The sequence below is a fragment of the Pseudomonas sp. 13B_3.2_Bac1 genome, from assembly GCF_025466205.1.
Classification (GTDB): Bacteria; Pseudomonadota; Gammaproteobacteria; order Pseudomonadales; family Pseudomonadaceae; genus Aquipseudomonas; species Aquipseudomonas fluorescens_H.
This window is the reverse complement of sequence record NZ_JANLOG010000107.1, coordinates 23,584-43,069: the sequence shown is the minus strand read 5'-3', so window position 1 is coordinate 43,069 and position 19,486 is coordinate 23,584. Positions and strand designations below refer to the sequence as shown.

17 protein-coding genes are annotated in these 19,486 nt (G+C 60.3%); 1 reads left to right on the top strand and 16 read right to left on the bottom strand.

What is annotated here, in order from left to right:
* Positions 1-94: 94 nt before the first annotated feature.
* From NTD85_RS16850 to NTD85_RS16820, 7 genes are all read right to left on the bottom strand, one after another.
* Complete coding sequence (locus NTD85_RS16850; protein WP_003222174.1) at positions 95-976, bottom strand: peptidoglycan DD-metalloendopeptidase family protein; 882 nt, start codon at positions 974-976, stop codon at positions 95-97.
* Positions 977-1,188: 212 nt separating this feature from the next.
* Positions 1,189-1,824, bottom strand: coding sequence for a protein-L-isoaspartate(D-aspartate) O-methyltransferase (locus tag NTD85_RS16845; RefSeq protein ID WP_169841266.1), 636 nt, complete (start codon positions 1,822-1,824; stop codon positions 1,189-1,191).
* A gap of 41 nt (positions 1,825-1,865) precedes the next feature.
* On the bottom strand, positions 1,866-2,615 hold the full coding sequence (surE, locus tag NTD85_RS16840; RefSeq protein ID WP_003222170.1) for a 5'/3'-nucleotidase SurE: 750 nt from the start codon (positions 2,613-2,615) through the stop codon (positions 1,866-1,868).
* On the bottom strand, positions 2,603-3,661 hold the full coding sequence (gene truD, locus NTD85_RS16835) for a tRNA pseudouridine(13) synthase TruD (RefSeq protein ID WP_262142725.1): 1,059 nt from the start codon (positions 3,659-3,661) through the stop codon (positions 2,603-2,605). The genes surE and truD overlap by 13 nt, the downstream gene beginning before the upstream one ends.
* Positions 3,658-4,131 carry a 2-C-methyl-D-erythritol 2,4-cyclodiphosphate synthase gene (ispF, locus tag NTD85_RS16830; RefSeq protein ID WP_007964300.1) on the bottom strand — a complete coding sequence of 158 codons (474 nt, stop codon included), beginning with the start codon at positions 4,129-4,131 and terminating at the stop codon, positions 3,658-3,660. Before ispF ends, truD begins: the two co-directional genes overlap by 4 nt.
* Before the next feature lie 43 nt (positions 4,132-4,174).
* Positions 4,175-5,020 carry an S-formylglutathione hydrolase gene (gene fghA, locus NTD85_RS16825; RefSeq protein ID WP_262142723.1) on the bottom strand — a complete coding sequence of 282 codons (846 nt, stop codon included), beginning with the start codon at positions 5,018-5,020 and terminating at the stop codon, positions 4,175-4,177.
* 65 nt (positions 5,021-5,085) lie between these two features.
* Positions 5,086-6,198 (bottom strand): S-(hydroxymethyl)glutathione dehydrogenase/class III alcohol dehydrogenase, encoded by a 1,113-nt coding sequence (locus NTD85_RS16820; RefSeq protein WP_262142722.1) that lies wholly within the window; start codon positions 6,196-6,198, stop codon positions 5,086-5,088.
* Positions 6,199-6,315: 117 nt separating this feature from the next.
* On the opposite strand from NTD85_RS16820, the gene NTD85_RS16815 reads away from it, so the two are divergent.
* Positions 6,316-7,212, top strand: a complete 897-nt coding sequence (locus NTD85_RS16815) for a LysR substrate-binding domain-containing protein (protein WP_103486008.1) — start codon at positions 6,316-6,318, stop codon at positions 7,210-7,212.
* A 143-nt stretch (positions 7,213-7,355) separates the two neighbouring features.
* Here the strand turns inward: NTD85_RS16815 and ispD are convergent, their stop codons facing one another.
* From ispD to rnhB, 9 genes are all read right to left on the bottom strand, one after another.
* A complete protein-coding gene (gene ispD, locus NTD85_RS16810) occupies positions 7,356-8,063 on the bottom strand; it encodes a 2-C-methyl-D-erythritol 4-phosphate cytidylyltransferase (protein WP_262142721.1) in 708 nt (235 codons plus the stop codon).
* Positions 8,060-8,338: a cell division protein FtsB gene (ftsB, locus tag NTD85_RS16805; RefSeq protein ID WP_003222158.1), complete on the bottom strand. Its 279-nt coding sequence runs from the start codon at positions 8,336-8,338 to the stop codon at positions 8,060-8,062. The genes ispD and ftsB overlap by 4 nt, the downstream gene beginning before the upstream one ends.
* Positions 8,339-8,509: 171 nt before the next feature.
* On the bottom strand, positions 8,510-9,799 hold the full coding sequence (eno, locus tag NTD85_RS16800; RefSeq protein WP_003222156.1) for a phosphopyruvate hydratase: 1,290 nt from the start codon (positions 9,797-9,799) through the stop codon (positions 8,510-8,512).
* Between the two features lie 156 nt (positions 9,800-9,955).
* Positions 9,956-10,801 carry a 3-deoxy-8-phosphooctulonate synthase gene (gene kdsA / locus NTD85_RS16795; protein ID WP_003222154.1) on the bottom strand — a complete coding sequence of 282 codons (846 nt, stop codon included), beginning with the start codon at positions 10,799-10,801 and terminating at the stop codon, positions 9,956-9,958.
* Positions 10,802-10,805: 4 nt separating this feature from the next.
* Positions 10,806-12,437 carry a CTP synthase gene (locus tag NTD85_RS16790; protein ID WP_003222153.1) on the bottom strand — a complete coding sequence of 544 codons (1,632 nt, stop codon included), beginning with the start codon at positions 12,435-12,437 and terminating at the stop codon, positions 10,806-10,808.
* A 274-nt stretch (positions 12,438-12,711) separates the two neighbouring features.
* Positions 12,712-14,040, bottom strand: a complete 1,329-nt coding sequence (tilS, locus tag NTD85_RS16785; RefSeq protein ID WP_262142719.1) for a tRNA lysidine(34) synthetase TilS — start codon at positions 14,038-14,040, stop codon at positions 12,712-12,714.
* Positions 14,041-14,173: 133 nt separating this feature from the next.
* The gene (locus tag NTD85_RS16780; protein WP_045122315.1) at positions 14,174-15,121 is read right to left on the bottom strand and encodes an acetyl-CoA carboxylase carboxyltransferase subunit alpha; all 948 of its coding nucleotides are present in this window, start codon (positions 15,119-15,121) and stop codon (positions 14,174-14,176) included.
* Positions 15,122-15,260: 139 nt separating this feature from the next.
* Positions 15,261-18,782 carry a DNA polymerase III subunit alpha gene (gene dnaE / locus NTD85_RS16775; protein WP_003222149.1) on the bottom strand — a complete coding sequence of 1,174 codons (3,522 nt, stop codon included), beginning with the start codon at positions 18,780-18,782 and terminating at the stop codon, positions 15,261-15,263.
* 76 nt (positions 18,783-18,858) lie between these two features.
* On the bottom strand, positions 18,859-19,485 hold the full coding sequence (gene rnhB / locus NTD85_RS16770; protein ID WP_003222148.1) for a ribonuclease HII: 627 nt from the start codon (positions 19,483-19,485) through the stop codon (positions 18,859-18,861).
* Position 19,486: the final 1 nt, after the last annotated feature.

Here is a 19,486-nt window from a genome sequence, read left to right as displayed (position 1 = left end):
TTTGGTGAGTTCGACCCCAAGCTCAAGCGACGCCTTTATCCTTGGCAGCGCTGGAGCCTGTCCCCTCTACGCGACGGAACAGGCTGGCCTCAAATCAACGTTTGGGCAGGAACTGCAGCGGATCTACAGGTTTACCTTGTCGGCGAATCTCAAAATGCAGTTTCACCCGGTCTGTACCCGTTGACCCCATTTCGGCAATTGTCTGTCCGACCTTGACCTGCTGCCCCTCCCGTACCAACAGCCTGCGGTTATGTCCGTAGGCACTGACGTAGGTTTCGCTGTGTTTGATGATGACTAATTCGCCGTAGCCCCTTAAGCCACTCCCGGCGTAAACCACCGTCCCATCAGACGCAGCTAAAACAGGCTGTCCCAAATCTCCGGCGATATCAATTCCTTTATTCAAACTACCGTTTGAAGAGAATTTTCCAATCAGAATGCCATTAGATGGCCATCCCCAGCCGGTCGGGGCCGGACCCGGTGGAGGCAGGGGAGCAGGTGCGGATTTACTGGCGACGGACGGTGCAGCCCCCGCAGAACCAGCACCGGAGCCGGTCACCGTGGTGGTCGTCGTGCCATTCGCCTGGCGCCGGATTACCGTAGTTTTGCTCGACGATGATGGCGCGGAACCACCGTTGCTCACAACCGCCGTCGGCGTTGAACCGGTACGGCCGTCAAAGCGAATTGTCTGACCCGGGTGGATCGTATACGGCGTAGGAATATTGTTCCGGGCAGCGAGGGCTTTGTAGTCCCAGCCGTAGCGAAAAGCGATGGAAAACAGCGTATCGCCCGGACGGACTACATACTGCCCGGTCGTGACGGCCGGACGCTGGGCCGCCGCACTGTTGCGATCGACCACCCGCACGTTACTCGATTTGGTGCTGGAGCAACCGACCAGCAAGGTGCTCAAGACAAGGCCAGTCACCAGGCGCTGAAAGCTTGTGTTACCCATACGCTGCGCAATGACTGTGAGACTCACCCGCCGCTCCCTTTGTGGTGGCTGAAAAAATTTGGAATGCCCATTCAGGCATGAGGTGTCGCAAGTATAACGGGCCGCGCCGTCTTTACCTTTAATGAAGCGAAATCGCTGCACGCACACGTTTGCCAAGACCCGATCGACTGCGTTTAAACGCTCGCTGCCGCTGTAAGACCGAAGCCAACGCCAGGAATTCAGCGCCCGCAAACAAATGCTCAGGCCAGTGGGCCATTGAGCAATGGCACGAAGCGCACCGCCCCCAGAACGTGACGAGAAAAGCCGTGTTCTTCGCGCACGATCAGCATCAGTTGCTGCACTTCCCCCGAGCCGACCGGAATCACCATCCGCCCACCCGGTGCCAGTTGATCTAGCAACGCCTGCGGCACATCGGTCGCAACCGCGGTGACGATGATGCCGTTGTACGGCGCCAGCGCCGGCCAGCCTTCCCAGCCATCGCCCCAGCGGAACACCACGTTACGCAGGTTCAGTTCGACCAGACGTTCCTTGGCCCGATCCTGCAAGACCTTGATGCGCTCGACCGAGAACACCCGTTCGACCAGTTGCGACAGCACGGCCGTCTGGTAACCCGAACCGGTGCCGATCTCCAGCACCTTGTCCAGCGGCCCCGCCTCCAGCAGCAGCTCGCTCATGCGCGCCACCATATAAGGCTGAGAGATGGTCTGGTTGTGGCCGATCGGCAGCGCGGTGTCTTCGTAGGCACGGTGCGCCAGCGCTTCATCGACAAACAGATGACGCGGCGTACGGCGGATCACTTCCAGCACCTTGGCGTTGGACAGGCCTTCTTCGTAGAGACGCTGGATCAGGCGTTCGCGCGTGCGCTGCGACGTCATGCCGATGCCGCTGCGCAGTCTGTCTTCGTGTTCACGAGCCATCAGCGCAGTCCCTCCAGCCAGCCGTCGAGGCTTCTGAAGGCATCGTTGAAGGTGCGATCGAGCTGCAACGGCGTGATCGAGACATAGCCCTGCATCACCGCATGAAAATCAGTGCCCGGGCCGCCGTCTTCGGCATCGCCGGCAGCAGCAATCCAGTAACCGGCCTTGCCCCGCGGATCGACCACTTTCATCGGCGCTGCCGCACGAGCGCGATGGCCCAGACGGGTCAGCTGAATGCCACGAATATGGTCGATCGGCAGATTGGGAATGTTCACGTTCAGCACCGTACGCGGCGGCAGGTCCAGCCCGGCATGCGCCTCGACGAGTTTGCGCGCGAAATGTGCTGCTGTCGCCAGGTTGTCCACCTGTCGCGAACACAGCGAGAACGCAAACGAAGGGCGCTCGAGAAAGCGTCCTTCGAGGGCTGCCGCCACAGTGCCGGAATACAGCACGTCATCGCCCAGATTGGCACCGAGGTTGATCCCGGAAACCACCATGTCCGGTTCGCGCTCCAGCAGGCCGTTAAGGCCCAGGTGCACGCAGTCGGTCGGCGTACCGTTGAGGCTGATGAAACCGTTGGCCAGGTATTGCGGGTGCAGCGGACGGTCGAGCGTCAGCGAACTGCTGGCGCCGCTTTTGTCCTGCTCCGGGGCGATAACCACGCATTCGGTGTAATCCGCCAGCGCAGCATAAAGCGCGGCGAGACCGGGTGCGGTTACCCCATCGTCGTTAGAAATCAGAATACGCATGGGCTGTCCGTCTGCCCCACCGGCACCAGATCAACGAGTTCGCGCACCAATACGGTGGCGAAGCATCCGGCCGGGAGGACGAATTCCAGTTGCAGAATGTCAGGCTGGGGATAATGCCACGACAACCCGCCAATGGGCAGTCGCAGGATGCGACGTTCGTGGCTCATTCCGGCATTGATCAACCAATCGCGCAGATCCGCCTCGCGCTCGGCAATCGCCTGCTCCAGATCATGGACAGCGCCGGCAGTCGGTGAGTCACCTTCGCCCCACTGCGGGCCGGTCGGGTGCAGGTCGAGAATCGCCAGGCGCGGATCGCTGCATTCGGCCTCACCGGCCGGGAAGAAACTGCGGCTGTCGGTAAACGCCAGCAGGTCGCCGACCTGCGCCTGCTGCCAGGTGCCATCGGCCACCCGGGCGGCCAGCACCTGATTGAATAGAAAACTGCGCGCTGTCGACAGCAGCCGCGAACGCACATTGCGCTGCTCCGGCAGCGCCTTGCGCGCCGCCCACGCACGCGCATCGACGATGTTGCCGCCGTCATGGCCAAAACGCTGGGCGCCGAAATAATTGGGAATGCCTTGCCTGGCGATCAGTTGCAGACGCTGTTCGATCGCGTCCTTGTCGCCGGCAAACTGGGTCAGGCGCAAGGTGAAGCCGTTGGCCGAATGCGCGCCGCGTTGCAGCTTGCGCTTGTGGCGTGTGGTCTTGAGGATCTTCAACGTGTCGTTTTCCACCGCCGACAGATCCGGGTCGGCCTTGCCCGGCAGTTGCACGCTGAACCACTGACGGGTCAGTGCCTGACGATCCTTGAGCCCGGCATAACTGACGGTGCGCAATGGTACGCCGGCGGCCTTGGCGATGCGCCGTGCCGCTTCTTCGGTGTTCAGACCACGCTTTTCGACCCAGATCCACAGGTGTTCGCCATCGCCGCTGAACGGGATGTCGAGCACTTCATCGACCTGGAAATCTTCGGCGATGGCTTTCAGTACCGCGGTGCCGAGTGGTTCGCCATAGGCGCGCGGGCCGAGCAATTGCAGTTCGTTCATGCGCGCAGCAACAAGGCAACGGAGTGTACGGCGATGCCTTCTTCGCGACCGACAAAGCCGAGTTTTTCGGTGGTGGTAGCTTTCACGTTTACTTGATCCAGCTCAACTTGCAGATCGGCGGCGATCAACGCGCGCATCGCTTCGATATGCGGGGCCATTTTCGGCGCCTGGGCGACGATAGTGTTGTCGACGTTACCGACTTTCCAGCCTTTGGCGTGGATCAGCGCGACCACATGCCGCAGCAGCACGCGGCTGTCGGCGCCCTTGAATTGCGGGTCGGTGTCCGGAAAGTGCTTGCCGATATCGCCCAGCGCGGCCGCGCCGAGCAACGCATCGCTCAAGGCGTGCAGCAGGACGTCACCGTCGGAATGAGCGAGCAGCCCGAAGCTGTGTGCAATGCGCACGCCGCCCAGAGTAATGAAATCGCCTTCAGCGAAACGGTGAACATCGTAGCCGTGGCCAATACGCATAAAAAAACGCCCCGATTTTTGTCAGGGCGTGATTCTACCTGCATTAGCCGCGCAGAGCGCGTGCGTGATGCTGCAAGTGGTCGTCTATGAAGCTTGAGATGAAGAAATAGCTGTGGTCGTAGCCCGGTTGCAGGCGCAACGTCAGCGGATGATCCGCTTGTTTTGCCGCTTGTTGCAGGGCTTCGGGCTTGAGCTGGTTTTCGAGGAAATCGTCGCGATCCCCCTGATCGACCAGTAACGGCAGTTTTTCGCTGGCCTCGGCTATCAGTGCACAGGCATCCCATTCTTTCCACTTGGAGCGATCTTCCCCCAGGTAACGGGAGAACGCCTTTTGCCCCCACGGACAATCCATTGGATTGTTGATCGGCGAAAACGCCGACACCGACTGGTAACGCCCCGGATTGCGCAGCGCACAAACCAGTGCACCGTGGCCGCCCATGGAATGGCCGCTGATGCTGCGTTTATCCGACGCCGGGAAATGCGCTTCAACCAGTGAAGGCAATTCCTGCACGACATAGTCATGCATCCGATAGTGCCGCGACCACGGTTCCTGCGTGGCATTCAGGTAGAACCCGGCTCCGAGGCCGAAATCCCAGGCGCCATCCGGATCACCCGGCACATCCGGGCCGCGCGGACTGGTGTCCGGGGCGACGATGATCAGACCGAGTTCAGCGGCCATGCGCATCGCACCGGCCTTTTGCATGAAGTTCTCGTCGGTGCAGGTCAGGCCGGACAGCCAATACAGCACCGGCAGCTTGCCGCCCTGCTCCGCTTGCGGCGGCAGATACACGGCAAACACCATGTCGCAGCCGAGCACGTCGGAACGGTGGCGATAGCGCTTGTGCCAGCCGCCGAAACTTTTCTGACAGGAGATGTTTTCCAGACTCATGTAAAGACTCCTACGCTGCCCCGGTTACAAACCTTCAAGGTCTGTAGCTGGGGCGTCGCGATTGATCAGAAATGAATGACGGTACGAATGCTCTTGCCTTCATGCATCAGGCCAAATGCCTTATTGATGTCTTCCAGACCCATGGTGTGGGTAATGAAAGTATCCAGCGGAATCTCGCCGCTCTGCGCCATGTCGACGTAGCTTGGCAGCTCGGTACGGCCACGCACGCCACCGAACGCCGAACCACGCCAGACGCGACCGGTCACCAGTTGGAACGGACGGGTGGCGATTTCCTGGCCGGCACCGGCAACGCCAATGATCACCGACTCGCCCCAGCCCTTGTGGCAGCATTCCAGCGCGGCGCGCATCAGTTGCACGTTGCCGATGCATTCGAAGGAGAAGTCGACGCCGCCATCGGTCATGTCGACGATCACTTCCTGGATCGGACGATCGAAGTCTTTCGGGTTGACGCAATCGGTGGCGCCCAGCTGCTTGGCGATTTCGAACTTGGCCGGGTTGATGTCGATGGCGATGATCCGCGCAGCCTTGGCTTTCACTGCGCCAATGACTGCCGAAAGACCGATGCCGCCGAGACCGAAGATCGCCACGGTGTCACCTGGCTTGACCTTGGCAGTGTTGATCACCGCACCGATACCAGTGGTCACGCCGCAACCGAGCAGGCAGACTTTTTCCAGCGGCGCATCCTTGGCGATTTTCGCCACGGAGATTTCCGGCAGCACGGTGTATTCCGAGAACGTCGATGTCCCCATGTAGTGGAAAATCGTTTGGCCCTTGTAGGAAAAGCGCGAAGTGCCGTCCGGCATCAGACCTTTGCCCTGAGTAGCGCGAATCGCCTGACACAGGTTGGTCTTGCCCGACTTGCAGAATTTGCACTGACCGCATTCCGGGGTGTACAGCGGAATCACGTGGTCACCAACCGCAACAGACGTCACGCCCTCGCCGATGGCTTCAACGATCGCACCGCCTTCGTGGCCGAGGATCGACGGGAAGATGCCTTCCGGGTCAGCACCGGACAGGGTGTAGGCGTCGGTGTGGCAAACCCCGGAAGCCACTACGCGCAGCAACACTTCACCGGCCTTGGGCATGGCCACATCGACTTCTACGATTTCCAGCGGCTTCTTGGCCTCGAAGGCAACGGCGGCGCGCGACTTGATCATGCTGACTCTCCAGTGAATCCATTGAATAAAAAAACCAGATCGGCAGTGTAGTACAGCGCGATCTGATGAATAATCCGGACAAAAGCAAAACATTATTGCCATACAGGGATAATCCCGATGTCGGAAAACCGCTGGGAAGGCATCGACGAGTTCGTCGCCGTCGCCGAATGCAGCCAGTTCACCGCCGCAGCAGAACGCCTCGGGGTTTCGTCCTCGCACATCAGTCGACAAATCGTACGACTGGAGGAGCGATTGCAGACGCGTCTGCTCTATCGCAGTACCCGTCGCGTGGCGCTGACCGAAGCTGGACAGACCTTTCTGCAGCATTGTCAGCGCCTGCAGGACGGTCGCGAAGAAGCCCTGCGCGCGGTCGGCGATCTGACCAGCGAACCCAAAGGCATGCTGCGCATGACCTGTGCCGTGGCGTATGGCGAACGGTTTATCGTGCCGCTGGTGACGCGGTTCATGGGGCATTACCCACAACTGCGGATCGATATCGAGCTGACCAACCGCCAGCTCGATCTGGTGCATGAAGGGCTGGATCTGGCGATTCGTCTGGGTCGGCTGCAGGATTCGCGGTTGGTCGCCACCCGCCTGGCGCCGCGTCGGATGTATCTGTGCGCGTCCCCTTCCTACGTTGAACGGTATGGCCGCCCACACAGTTTGTCGGAACTGAGCCGCCACAATTGCCTGATCGGCAGCTCGGATCTGTGGCAACTGGAACAGAACGGCCGGGAATTTTCCCAGCGCGTGCAGGGAAACTGGCGCTGCAACAGCGGGCAAGCGGTGTTGGATGCGGCGCTGCAAGGGGTCGGGCTGTGCCAGTTGCCGGACTATTACGTACTCGAACATTTGCACAGTGGGGCACTGATTTCTTTATTGGAGGCGCATCAGCCGCCGAATACGGCGGTGTGGGCGTTGTATCCCCAGCAGCGGCATTTGTCGCCGAAGGTGCGCAAGCTGGTGGATTTCTTGAAGGAAGGGCTGGCCGAGCGGCCGGAGTATCGGAGCTGAGGGATGGGGTGTCTGTACGACCGCCTTCGCGAGCAAGCCCGCTCCCACAGGGGATCCTCAGTGGATGCAGATTGGGTGTCAGGCGCGAATCAAAGGTGGGAGCGAGCTTGCTCGCGAAGGCGGCAGAACAGGCGCCACAGCATTCAGCGGCGATTGGCCCAACGCTGACGCAACCACTCCAGGTCTTCCGGCCGGGTGACCTTGAGGTTGTCCGCCCGCCCTTCGATCAGTCGTGGCGCCAGACCGGCCCACTCCATCGCCGAGGCTTCATCGGTGATAAGCGCATCGGCCACCAGGCTGTCGGCCAGCGCTCGATGCAACGCACCGAGGCGGAACATCTGCGGTGTATACGCCTGCCAGATCACGCTGCGATCAACGGTTTCGAGCACACGACCGTGCTTGTCGACCCGCTTCAGGGTGTCGCGCGCTGGCACGGCCAGTAAACCGCCAACGGCATCATCCGCCAGTTCAACCAGCAACTTGTCGAGATCGTCACGGCTCAGGTTAGGTCGGGCCGCATCGTGGACCAGTACCCAGTCATCGTCATCGGCACCCTGCGCATGCAAATGCAGCAAGGCATTGAGCACCGACCCGGAACGCTCGGAGCCGCCCTCGACCCGCTGAATCCGCGAGTCGCTGGCGCAGGCGAGGTTCGGCCAATAGGGATCATCAACAGCAAGACTGACCACCAGGCCTTTGAGGCTCGGGTGATCGAGGAAACAGCCGAGGCTGTGTTCAAGAATTGTGCGCCCGCCCAGTTGCAGGTATTGCTTGGGACGGTCCGCGGCCATTCGGGCACCGACGCCCGCGGCAGGAATCACGGCCCAGAAGGCCGGCAGAGAATCGATCATTGCGCGAGCTGGTAAAGGGTTTCACCGTCCTTGACCATGCCCAACTCATGGCGAGCCCGCTCTTCAACGGTCTCCATGCCTTTTTTCAGCTCGCTGACTTCAGCGTCCATCACCCGGTTGCGCTCCAGCAGGGCTTCGTTCTCGGCGTGTTGATCAGCAATCTGCTGATTCAGCTCGGCGACCTGCGCCAGACTGCCATTGCCCACCCACAGGCGGTACTGCAGACCGGCCAGCAGCAAGAGCAAAACGAGAAACAACCAGTAAGGACTGCGCATCGAATATCAGGTATCCAGTGAAAAAAGACAGCCACGCGAAAACTTTGAAACGTCTGATAGCACGAAGCCTGGAAGATCCAGGCTTGTGCATATAAGGCATCAGATTAGTGGCAAATCCATCGCTGTCACGACTTTTCCGACACAATCCGGTGTCTTTTTACCATTTACCACTCAGCCGCGAAACTCGCTGCGACCGTTGTACTTGGCTTTGCCATTCAACTGCTCTTCGATACGCAGCAGTTGGTTGTACTTGGAAACGCGGTCGGAACGGCACAGCGAACCGGTCTTGATCTGGCCAGCCGAAGTGCCCACAGCCAGGTCGGCGATGGTCGAATCTTCGGTTTCGCCCGAACGGTGCGAGATCACCGCGGTGTAACCGGCAGCCTTGGCCATCTGGATGGCTTCCAGGGTTTCGGTCAGGGTACCGATCTGGTTGAATTTGATCAGGATCGAGTTGGCGATCTTTTTATCGATGCCTTCTTTCAGGATCTTGGTGTTGGTCACGAACAGGTCGTCGCCAACCAGTTGGGTCTTCTCGCCGATCTTGTCGGTGAGGATCTTCCAGCCAGCCCAATCGGACTCGTCCAGACCGTCTTCGATCGAGATGATCGGATAACGTTCGGTCAGACCTTTCAGGTAGTCGGCGAAACCTTCAGCGGTGAACACCTGGCCTTCGCCGGACAGGTTGTACTTGCCGTCTTCGTAGAATTCGCTCGCCGCGCAGTCCAGTGCCAGGGTCACGTCGGTGCCCAGCTTGTAACCGGCGTTGGCCACGGCTTCGGAGATCACTTTCAGCGCGTCTTCGTTGGACGCCAGGTTCGGTGCGAAACCGCCTTCGTCGCCAACAGCGGTGCTCAGGCCACGGGCCTTCAGCACTGCTTTGAGGTGATGGAAAATCTCGGTGCCCATGCGCAGACCTTCCGAGAAGGTCTTGGCGCCAACCGGCTGCACCATGAATTCCTGGATGTCGACGTTGTTATCGGCGTGTTCGCCACCGTTGATGATGTTCATCATCGGCACCGGCATCGAGTACACACCCGGGGTGCCGTTGAGGTTGGCGATGTGTGCGTACAGCGGCAGATCCTGGTCCTGTGCAGCCGCCTTGGCCGCAGCCAGGGACACCGCGAGGATGGCGTTGGCACCCAGGGTTGCCTTGTTTTCGGTACCGTCGAGCTTGATCATCGCGTGGTCGAGGGCTTTCTGGTCGCTTGGGTCAGTGCCCAGCAGCAGATCGCGGATCGGACCGTTGATGTTGGCTACCGCCTTGAGCACGCCCTTGCCCAGGTAACGGCTCTTGTCGCCATCACGCAGCTCGAGCGCTTCACGCGAGCCAGTGGATGCACCGGACGGCGCGCACGCGCTGCCGATGATGCCGTTGTCGAGAAGCACGTCCGCTTCCACGGTGGGATTGCCACGGGAGTCGAGAACTTCACGACCTTTGATGTCGACGATTTTTGCCATTGTTGTAAACACTCCAAAGTTGACGAAAACGACGCAGCTAGAGGAAATCTTTTTACCGTCGGCAAGTGGTGTGCAGCGGGCAGCTTGCAGACGACAACGCACATGCCCGAGGGCATGTGCGACAAATCGTGCGGTACTTTACCGGAGAAATGAGGTTTACGCGGTTTCTACCGTCGGAAAACTCTTCACCAGTTCGTCCAAAGCTTTGAGCTGGGCCAGAAATGGCTCCAGTTTGTCCAGACGCAAGGCGCAAGGGCCGTCGCATTTGGCGTTGTCCGGATCCGGATGCGCTTCGAGGAACAGACCGGCAAGCGCCTGGCTCATGCCAGCCTTGGCCAGATCCAGAACCTGCGCACGGCGACCGCCGGCGGAGTCGGCACGACCGCCAGGCATTTGCAGCGCGTGGGTCACGTCGAAGAATACCGGGTACTCGAACTGCTTCATGATGCCGAAGCCGAGCATGTCGACCACGAGGTTGTTGTAGCCGAAGCTCGAACCACGCTCGCAGAGGATCAATTGATCGTTACCCGCTTCCACGCACTTGTTCAGGATGTGTTTCATCTCCTGAGGCGCGAGGAACTGGGCTTTCTTGATGTTGATCACAGCGTTGGTCTTGGCCATCGCCACGACCAGATCGGTCTGGCGCGACAGGAAGGCCGGCAGCTGGATGATGTCGCAGACTTCAGCGACGACCGCGGCCTGATCAGGCTCGTGGACGTCGGTGATGATCGGCACGCCGAAGGCTTGCTTGATGTCCTGGAAGATGCGCATGCCTTCTTCCAGGCCAGGACCGCGATACGAGGTCACAGAAGATCGGTTGGCCTTGTCGAAGCTGGCCTTGAACACATAAGGGATACCGAGTTTCTCGGTGACCTTCACGTACTCTTCGCAAACCTGCATGGCCATGTCACGGCTTTCCAGCACGTTCATGCCGCCGAACAGCACCATGGGCTTGTCGTTGGCGATCTCGATGTTGCCAACGCGGATGATCTTCTGTGCCATCGGGTTACGCCTTCTTCTGGTGTTGAGCCAACGCAGCTTTCACGAAACCGCTGAACAGCGGGTGACCGTCACGTGGCGTCGAGGTGAACTCCGGGTGGAACTGGCAAGCGACGAACCATGGATGATCCGGTGCTTCGACCACTTCAACCAGCGCGGCGTCAGCGGAGCGACCGGAGATTTTCAGGCCGGCTTCGATGATTTGTGGCAGCAGGTTGTTGTTCACTTCGTAGCGGTGACGGTGACGTTCAACGATCACGTCCTTGCCGTAGCAATCGTGCACCTTGGAGCCGGCTTCGAGCAGGCATTCCTGAGCGCCGAGGCGCATGGTGCCGCCCAGATCGGACGCTTCGGTACGCACTTCAACGGCGCCGGTGGCGTCTTCCCACTCGGTGATCAGACCCACGACCGGATGGCCGCTGGCGCGATCGAACTCGGTGGAGTTGGCGTCTTTCCAGCCCAGCACGTTACGGGCGAACTCGATGACCGCCACTTGCATGCCCAGGCAGATACCCAGGTATGGAACCTTGTTTTCACGAGCGTACTGAACGGCAGTGATCTTGCCTTCCACGCCGCGCAGACCGAAGCCGCCCGGAACGAGGATCGCGTCGACACCTTCGAGCAGCGCAGTGCCCTGGTTCTCGATGTCTTCGGAATCGATGTAACGCAGGTTGACCTTGGTACGGTTGGTGATGCCGGCGTGACTCATCGCTTCGATCAGCGACTTGTAGGCGTCCAGCAGCTCCATGTACTTGCCGACCATCGCGATGGTGACTTCGTGCTCTGGGTTGAGCTTGGCATCGACGACCTTTTCCCACTCGGACAGGTCGGCGCCATTGCATTGCAGGCCGAAACGCTCGACGACAAAATCGTCCAGACCCTGAGCGTGCAGCACGGCCGGGATCTTGTAGATGGTGTCGACGTCTTCCAGGGAAATCACCGCACGCTCTTCAACGTTGGTGAACAACGCGATCTTGCGACGCGACGACACATCCACCGGATGGTCGGAGCGGCAGATCAGCACGTCTGGCTGCAGGCCGATCGAACGCAGCTCTTTAACCGAGTGCTGGGTTGGCTTGGTTTTGGTCTCGCCAGCGGTGGCGATGTACGGAACCAGCGTCAGGTGCATCAGCATCGCGCGCTTGGAACCGACTTCCACACGCAGTTGACGGATGGCTTCGAGGAACGGTTGCGATTCGATGTCGCCAACGGTACCGCCGATTTCCACCAGGGCCACGTCGGCATCGCCGGCACCCTTGATGATGCGACGCTTGATTTCGTCGGTGATGTGCGGAATCACCTGGATGGTTGCACCCAGGTAGTCACCACGGCGCTCTTTGCGCAGCACGTGCTCGTAGACACGACCGGTGGTGAAGTTGTTGTTCTGGGTCATGGTCGTGCGGATGAACCGCTCGTAGTGGCCCAGGTCCAGGTCGGTCTCGGCGCCGTCGTGGGTGACGAACACTTCACCGTGCTGGAACGGGCTCATGGTGCCCGGGTCGACGTTGATGTACGGATCCAGCTTAAGCATGGTGACCTTAAGCCCCCGCGCCTCCAGGATGGCCGCCAATGAAGCCGAGGCAATGCCTTTCCCCAATGAAGAAACAACACCGCCCGTGACGAATATGTAGCGCGTCATGAAAAACCCTAGAAGTCTGCGTTAAAGCGGTACGAGCCGCCGGGGAAAGCGAAGGAAGGCCGAAGCCCCCGATCACCTGCATTAATCACAGTGCACCTTTCAAAAAAACCGCCGCGTTGGGACAGACCGGCAGATGAAACACCGGTACGTTGCTCGCTACACATTTTTTGGAATCGCCCAGCAAAGACTGCTTGGTAATCGGCAACTCCTGCAATTCAGGCGAATCCACAGAAGTTGTATCAAGAAGGGAGCGTAGTCTACCGGAATGCCCCTTTCATCTCAAACCTTGATCTTCGTCTGTTGGCTGCCAATGCAATTTCCAGCCGTCCGGCCCCTGCCCGTCAAGGCCCGGCAGGTTCGCCACGGCGAGCAATTCTGCGCCGCGAAACAGCAGCGGCAATCTGCCACGGACGAAGCTCGGTACCGCGCGCTCATTGAGCAGGCGCTTGAGATCGCGGTGGCCACGCCCCGCCAGATGCATCAGCTCGCCGCCCTGCCGATAGCCAATCCGCAACGGCCCGACCGGAGTCTGCCCGCTGAACATGACACACCCGTTATTCGCCAAGCGTAGCGCTGTCGACGGGTCATGCCATTCACCGCTGACCGCTGGCGCGCGCAGCCAGTCGCCGCTCAGCCACCATAGCCGGCCGGCGCTGCGCTGCAATTCGCCATCGGCCAGACGCCAGACCGGCGATGCATCACTGGCAGCGCCGCAGAGGTTGTCCCAACCCGACCAATGGTCGGTGTCGGGCAGTCGGGTCAGGGGCTCGAGCCAATGGCTGAGCGCATTGCGTTGACGAGCGGCAGATAAACGCGCCAGCGGCGCCAGTTCCAGCGACGGCAGGCCCAGCCATGCAAACTCACTCGGCGTGGCGGCTTGTGCCAGATCGAGCTGCGCCAACTCATCGAGCAAACCTTGCGCCTCGCGCAGATGCGCCGCGCTGCGAGCCATGCTCGCCTGCGCCTGCGGCCAGCGCGCCGTGAGCAACGGCAGCACCTGATGGCGCAGATAGTTGCGCGAGAACTGCCGATCTTCGTTCGAAGGGTCTTCGATCCAGCGCAACTGGTGCGCGCGGGCGTAAGCCTCAAGTTCGGAGCGCGTCACCTCGAGCAATGGGCGCAGCAGCGTGCCCTGCCCCAACGGTCGCTGCGCCGGCATCGCCGACAGTCCGCGCACGCCAGCGCCGCGCATCAGGCGAAACAGCAAGGTCTCCGCCTGATCATCCTGATGCTGACCGGTCAGCAACAAATCCCCGGCCTCGGTCAGCGAAGTGAACGCCGCATACCGCGCCTCCCGCGCTGCTCGCTCCAGGCTGGCGCCGGGTTGCACCGTCACCCGCACCACTTGCAACGGGACGTCCAGTGCGTCGCAGACCGACTGACAATGCTCCGGCCACGCATCGGCCGCAGCCTGGAGGCCGTGGTGGACGTGGATGGCGCTGAGCGCCGGCAGGGAGTGGTGTTGAGCGAGATGGGCCAGCAGATGCAGGAGGACGGTGGAATCCAGACCGCCGGAGAAAGCCACGCGCCAAGTCTTGGCATTGCGCCAAGCTGCAAGATTGCGCAGAAGCCGGGAAGGCAGATCACTCACGGACTGACCCATATCTTTCTTTTGGCCCAAATCAAATGTGGGAGCGGGCTTGCTCGCGAAGGCGTTTCAACATTCAACACATCTGCCGAATGTTATACCGCTTTCGCGAGCAAGCCCGCTCCCACATTGGGTATTGCGAGATCTGTCAGAGACCGTAGCTCATCAGACGATCGTAACGACGCTTGAGCAGCGCTTCGTTGTCGAACTTCTTCAGCATCGCCAGTTGCGAGCTCAGCTCGGCACGGATCGAGGCAGCGGCAGCGGCCGGATCACGGTGAGCGCCGCCCAGTGGCTCGCCGATCACCTTGTCGACGATGCCCAGGCCTTTCAGGCGCTCGGCGGTGATGCCCATCGCTTCAGCGGCATCCGGTGCTTTTTCGGCGGTTTTCCACAGAATCGAAGCGCAACCTTCCGGCGAGATCACCGCGTAGGTCGAGTATTGCAGCATGTTCAGCTGATCGCAGACACCGATCGCCAATGCACCGCCGGAACCACCTTCACCGATAACGGTGGCGATGATCGGGGTCTTCAGGCGCGACATCACGCGCAGGTTCCAGGCGATGGCTTCGCTCTGGTTGCGCTCTTCAGCGTCGATACCGGGGTAAGCACCCGGGGTGTCGATGAAGGTCAGGATCGGCATCTTGAAGCGCTCGGCCATTTCCATCAGACGGCAGGCCTTGCGGTAGCCTTCCGGACGCGGCATGCCGAAGTTGCGGCGTACCTTCTCGCGCACTTCACGGCCCTTCTGGTGACCGATGATCATCACCGGCTGGTCTTCCAGACGTGCCACGCCACCCACAATGGCGGCGTCGTCGGAGAAGTGACGGTCACCGTGCAGTTCGTCGAACTCGGTGAAGATGTGCTCGATGTAGTCGAGGGTGTACGGGCGTTTCGGGTGACGCGCCAGGCGTGCGATCTGCCAGCTGGTCAGCTTGCCGAAGATGTCTTCGGTCAGCGTCTTGCTCTTGTCCTGCAGGCGGGAGATCTCATCGCCGATATTCAGCGAATTGTCATTACCGACCAAGCGCAACTCTTCGATCTTGGCTTGCAGGTCGGCGATCGGCTGTTCGAAATCTAGAAAATTCGGGTTCATAGGCGTCCGTCTTGGGTCGTGTCCCAAATGAGCTTGGGCCGGCCGGTTGTCTATTCGCGCCCTACCTTAAGGGAGAGGCGCGCTGAGGTCGAGATTAAAAATTCAGGTTGTGGGCATGCGCAATGATGGCACTTGCCGGTCAACGGTATTGGAGGAAGACGTTGTCTCGCCCGAACTGGTCACGCAGGGCTTGAATCAACGCATCCGCCGGGTCGATTCGCCAGGTCTCGCCGAACTGCAGCAAGGTCTTCGCATCGGGACTGGTGTACTCCATGGTGATCGGGCACGCCCCGCGGTGACGCTTGAGCAGTTCACCCAACCAGCGTAGCTGATCGCCTTTCAAGTCCTGAGTGTGCAGCTTCAGGCGCAGGCTTTCGGCCAGATTGGTGCGTGCATCTTCCATGCTCATCACCCGCTTGACCCGCAGACGCAAGCCGCCGGAGAAGTCATCGTTACTGACTTCGCCTTCGACCACCACCATCGCGTCGGTCTGCAACAGCGATTGCGCGGAGTGGAACGCATCGGCGAACAGCGACGCTTCGATCCGTCCCGAACGGTCATCGAGGGTGATGAAGCCCATCTTGTCGCCCTTCTTGTTCTTCATCACCCGCAGGGCAATGATCATCCCGGCCACGGTTTGCGTGTCACGGGCCGGCTTCAGGTCGATGATGCGCTGCCGGGCGAAACGGCGAATTTCGCCCTCGTACTCGTCGATCGGGTGACCGGTGAGGTACAGGCCCAGAGTGTCTTTCTCACCCTTGAGGCGTTCCTTGAGGGTCAGTTCCTTGGCCTTGCGATGGGTCGCGTAAACGTCGGCATCTTCCTCGACGAACAGCCCGCCGAACAGGTCGGCGTGGCCACTGTCGTGGGTGCGTGCGGTCTGTTCGGCAGACTTGATCGCCTCTTCCATCGCCGCCAGCAGCACGGCGCGGTTGCGGTCGATGTTGGCCTGATAAGCCTTTTGCTCGTCGTGGAAATAAGGCCCGAGACGATCCAGTGCACCGCTACGGATCAAGCCGTCCAGCGTACGCTTGTTGATGCGCTTGAGATCGACCCGGGCGCAGAAGTCGAACAGATCCTTGAACGGGCCGGCCTGACGCGCTTCGGTGATCGCTTCCACCGGGCCTTCGCCGACGCCTTTGATCGCGCCCAGGCCATAGACGATGCGGCCGTCGTCGTTCACCGTGAACTTGAACTCGGAAGTGTTCACGTCCGGCGCGTCGAGGCGCAGCTTCATCGTGCGCACTTCCTCGATCAAGGTCACGACCTTGTCGGTGTTGTGCATATCCGCCGAGAGTACCGCGGCCATGAACGGCGCCGGGTAGTGCGCCTTCAACCATGCGGTCTGGTACGACACCAGGCCATAGGCGGCGGAGTGGGATTTGTTGAAGCCGTAACCGGCGAATTTTTCCACCAGGTCGAAAATGTTACCGGCTAGGTCGGCATCGATATTGTTGGTGGCGCAGCCTTCAATGAAGCCGCCACGTTGCTTGGCCATTTCCTCGGGCTTTTTCTTACCCATGGCTCGACGCAGCATGTCCGCACCACCGAGGGTGTAACCAGCCATGACCTGGGCGATCTGCATCACCTGTTCCTGATACAGGATGATGCCGTAAGTCGGCGCCAATACCGGCTTGAGGCCTTCGTACTGGTAGTCCGAATGCGGGTACGCCAGTTCGGCGCGACCGTGCTTACGGTTGATGAAGTCGTCCACCATGCCGGACTGCAGCGGGCCCGGACGGAACAGGGCCACCAGTGCGATCAAGTCTTCCAGGCAGTCGGGCTTGAGCTTTTTGATCAGCTCTTTCATGCCGCGCGATTCAAGCTGGAACACCGCGGTGGTTTCGGCTTTCTGCAACAGGCTGTACGTCGGCTTGTCGTCTAGCGGGATGAACGCGATGTCCAGCGGCTCTTCGCCGACCTTGGCGCGGTCGCGGTTGATCGTTTTCAGTGCCCAGTCGATGATCGTCAGGGTTCGCAGGCCGAGGAAGTCGAACTTCACCAGACCGGCCGCCTCCACGTCGTCCTTGTCGAACTGGGTTACCAGACCGTCACCGGCCTCGTCGCAATAGATCGGCGAGAAGTCGGTCAGCTTGGTCGGGGCGATTACCACACCACCGGCGTGCTTGCCGACGTTACGCACCACGCCCTCGAGCTTGCGCGCCATCTCCCAGATTTCCGCCGCTTCTTCATCGACCTTGATGAAGTCACGCAGGATCTCTTCCTGTTCGTAGGCTTTTTCCAGGGTCATGCCGACTTCGAACGGAATCATCTTCGACAGACGATCCGCCAGACCATAGGACTTGCCCTGCACCCGCGCCACGTCACGCACCACAGCCTTCGCGGCCATGGAACCGAAAGTGATGATCTGACTTACCGCGTTGCGACCGTACTTCTCGGCCACGTAGTCGATCACCCGGTCACGACCGTCCATGCAGAAGTCGACGTCGAAGTCGGGCATCGAGACCCGTTCCGGGTTAAGGAAACGTTCGAACAGCAGGTCGTATTCCAGCGGGTCGAGGTCAGTAATCTTCTGCACGTAAGCCACCAGCGAGCCGGCACCCGACCCCCGGCCAGGACCTACCGGCACGCCGTTGTTCTTGGCCCACTGGATAAAGTCCATCACGATCAGGAAGTAACCGGGGAAGCCCATCTGGATGATGATATCCAGCTCGAAATTCAAGCGATCGACGTAGACCTGACGCTTGGCTTCGTAGTCTTCGGTGGTGTCCTTGGGCAACAGCACCGCGAGGCGTTCTTCGAGACCTTCGAAGGACACCTTGCGGAAATATTCGTCGATGGTCATGCCATCGGGAATCGGGAAGTTGGGCAGGAAGTGCGTGCCCAGTTTCACTTCGATGTTGCAGCGCTTGGCGATTTCGACGGTGTTTTCGATGGCGTCGGGAATGTCGCTGAACAGCTCGGCCATTTCCTCGGCGCTTTTGAGGTATTGCTGATCGCTGTAATTCTTCGAGCGCCGCGGATCGTCGAGCGCGCGGCCCTCGCCGATGCACACGCGGGTTTCGTGAGCGGCGAAGTCTTCCTGCTTGATGAAGCGCACATCGTTGGTCGCTACCAGCGGCGCGCCGAGCTTGTCGGCCAGGGCCACCGCACCGTGCAGTTGTTCTTCGTCGTTGGGACGGTTGGTACGCTGGATTTCCAGATAGAAACGATCCGGGAACACCGCCATCCATTCACGCGCCAGCGCTTCGGCCTCGGCCGGGTTGCCGCCGATCAGCGCCATGCCGATCTCGCCTTCTTTGGCGGCGGACAACATGATCAGGCCTTCGTTGGCCTCGGCGACCCATTCGCGCTCGATGATGATCATGCCGTTACGCTGGCCCTCGATGAAGCCACGCGAGATCAGCTCGGTGAGATTGCGATAGCCCTTGGCGTTCATCACCAACAGGCTGATCCGGCTCAATGGCGCGTCCGGATCCTTGTTCGACAGCCACAGGTCGGCGCCGCAGATCGGCTTGATGCCCGCGCCCATGGCGTTTTTATAGAATTTGACCAGGGAACACATGTTGTTCTGATCGGTGACAGCCACCGCCGGCATGTTCATGCCGGTCAGCGCCTTGACCAGTGGCTTGATCCGCACCAGCCCGTCGACCAGGGAGTATTCAGTGTGCAGGCGTAGATGAACGAATGAAGCCGGCATAGTGATCCTGTCCAGTTACATAGAGACAACAAGGCCCGGATTGTACCGGGCCTCGAACAAAACATCAGCCTTGCGCCTAAACCTGCGTCAGACCTTCCAGCGCCTCGTAAGCCTGACGCACCGGGGCGAACGAGCGCCGGTGAATCGGCGTCGGGCCAAGCCGCACCAACGCTTCCAGATGAACGGGCGTCGGATAGCCTTTATGACCGCCGATGCCGTAACCCGGGTAGATCAATTCGAACGCCGACATCTCCCGGTCGCGACTGACTTTGGCCAGAATCGATGCGGCGGCAATCGCCGGCACCTTGCTGTCGCCCTTCACCACCGCTTCGGCGCGCATCGGCAGTTTCGGGCAGCGGTTACCGTCGATCATCGCCAGTTTCGGCTGAATATGCAGCCCGGCCACCGCACGCTGCATGGCGAGCATGGTCGCGTGCAGGATGTTCAGCTCGTCGATTTCTTCGACTTCGGCGCGGGCGATGCACCAGCTCAGGGATTTCTCGATGATCTCGTCGTAAAGCTTCTCGCGCCGGGCTTCGGTGAGTTTCTTCGAGTCGTTGAGACCGAGAATCGGCCGGTTCGGATCGAGAATCACCGCCGCCGTCACCACTGCCCCGCACAACGGGCCGCGACCGACCTCGTCGACACCGGCCACCAGTTCTTCGACTTCGGCGACCAGAGTGAAATCCAGGCCCATCTGCATC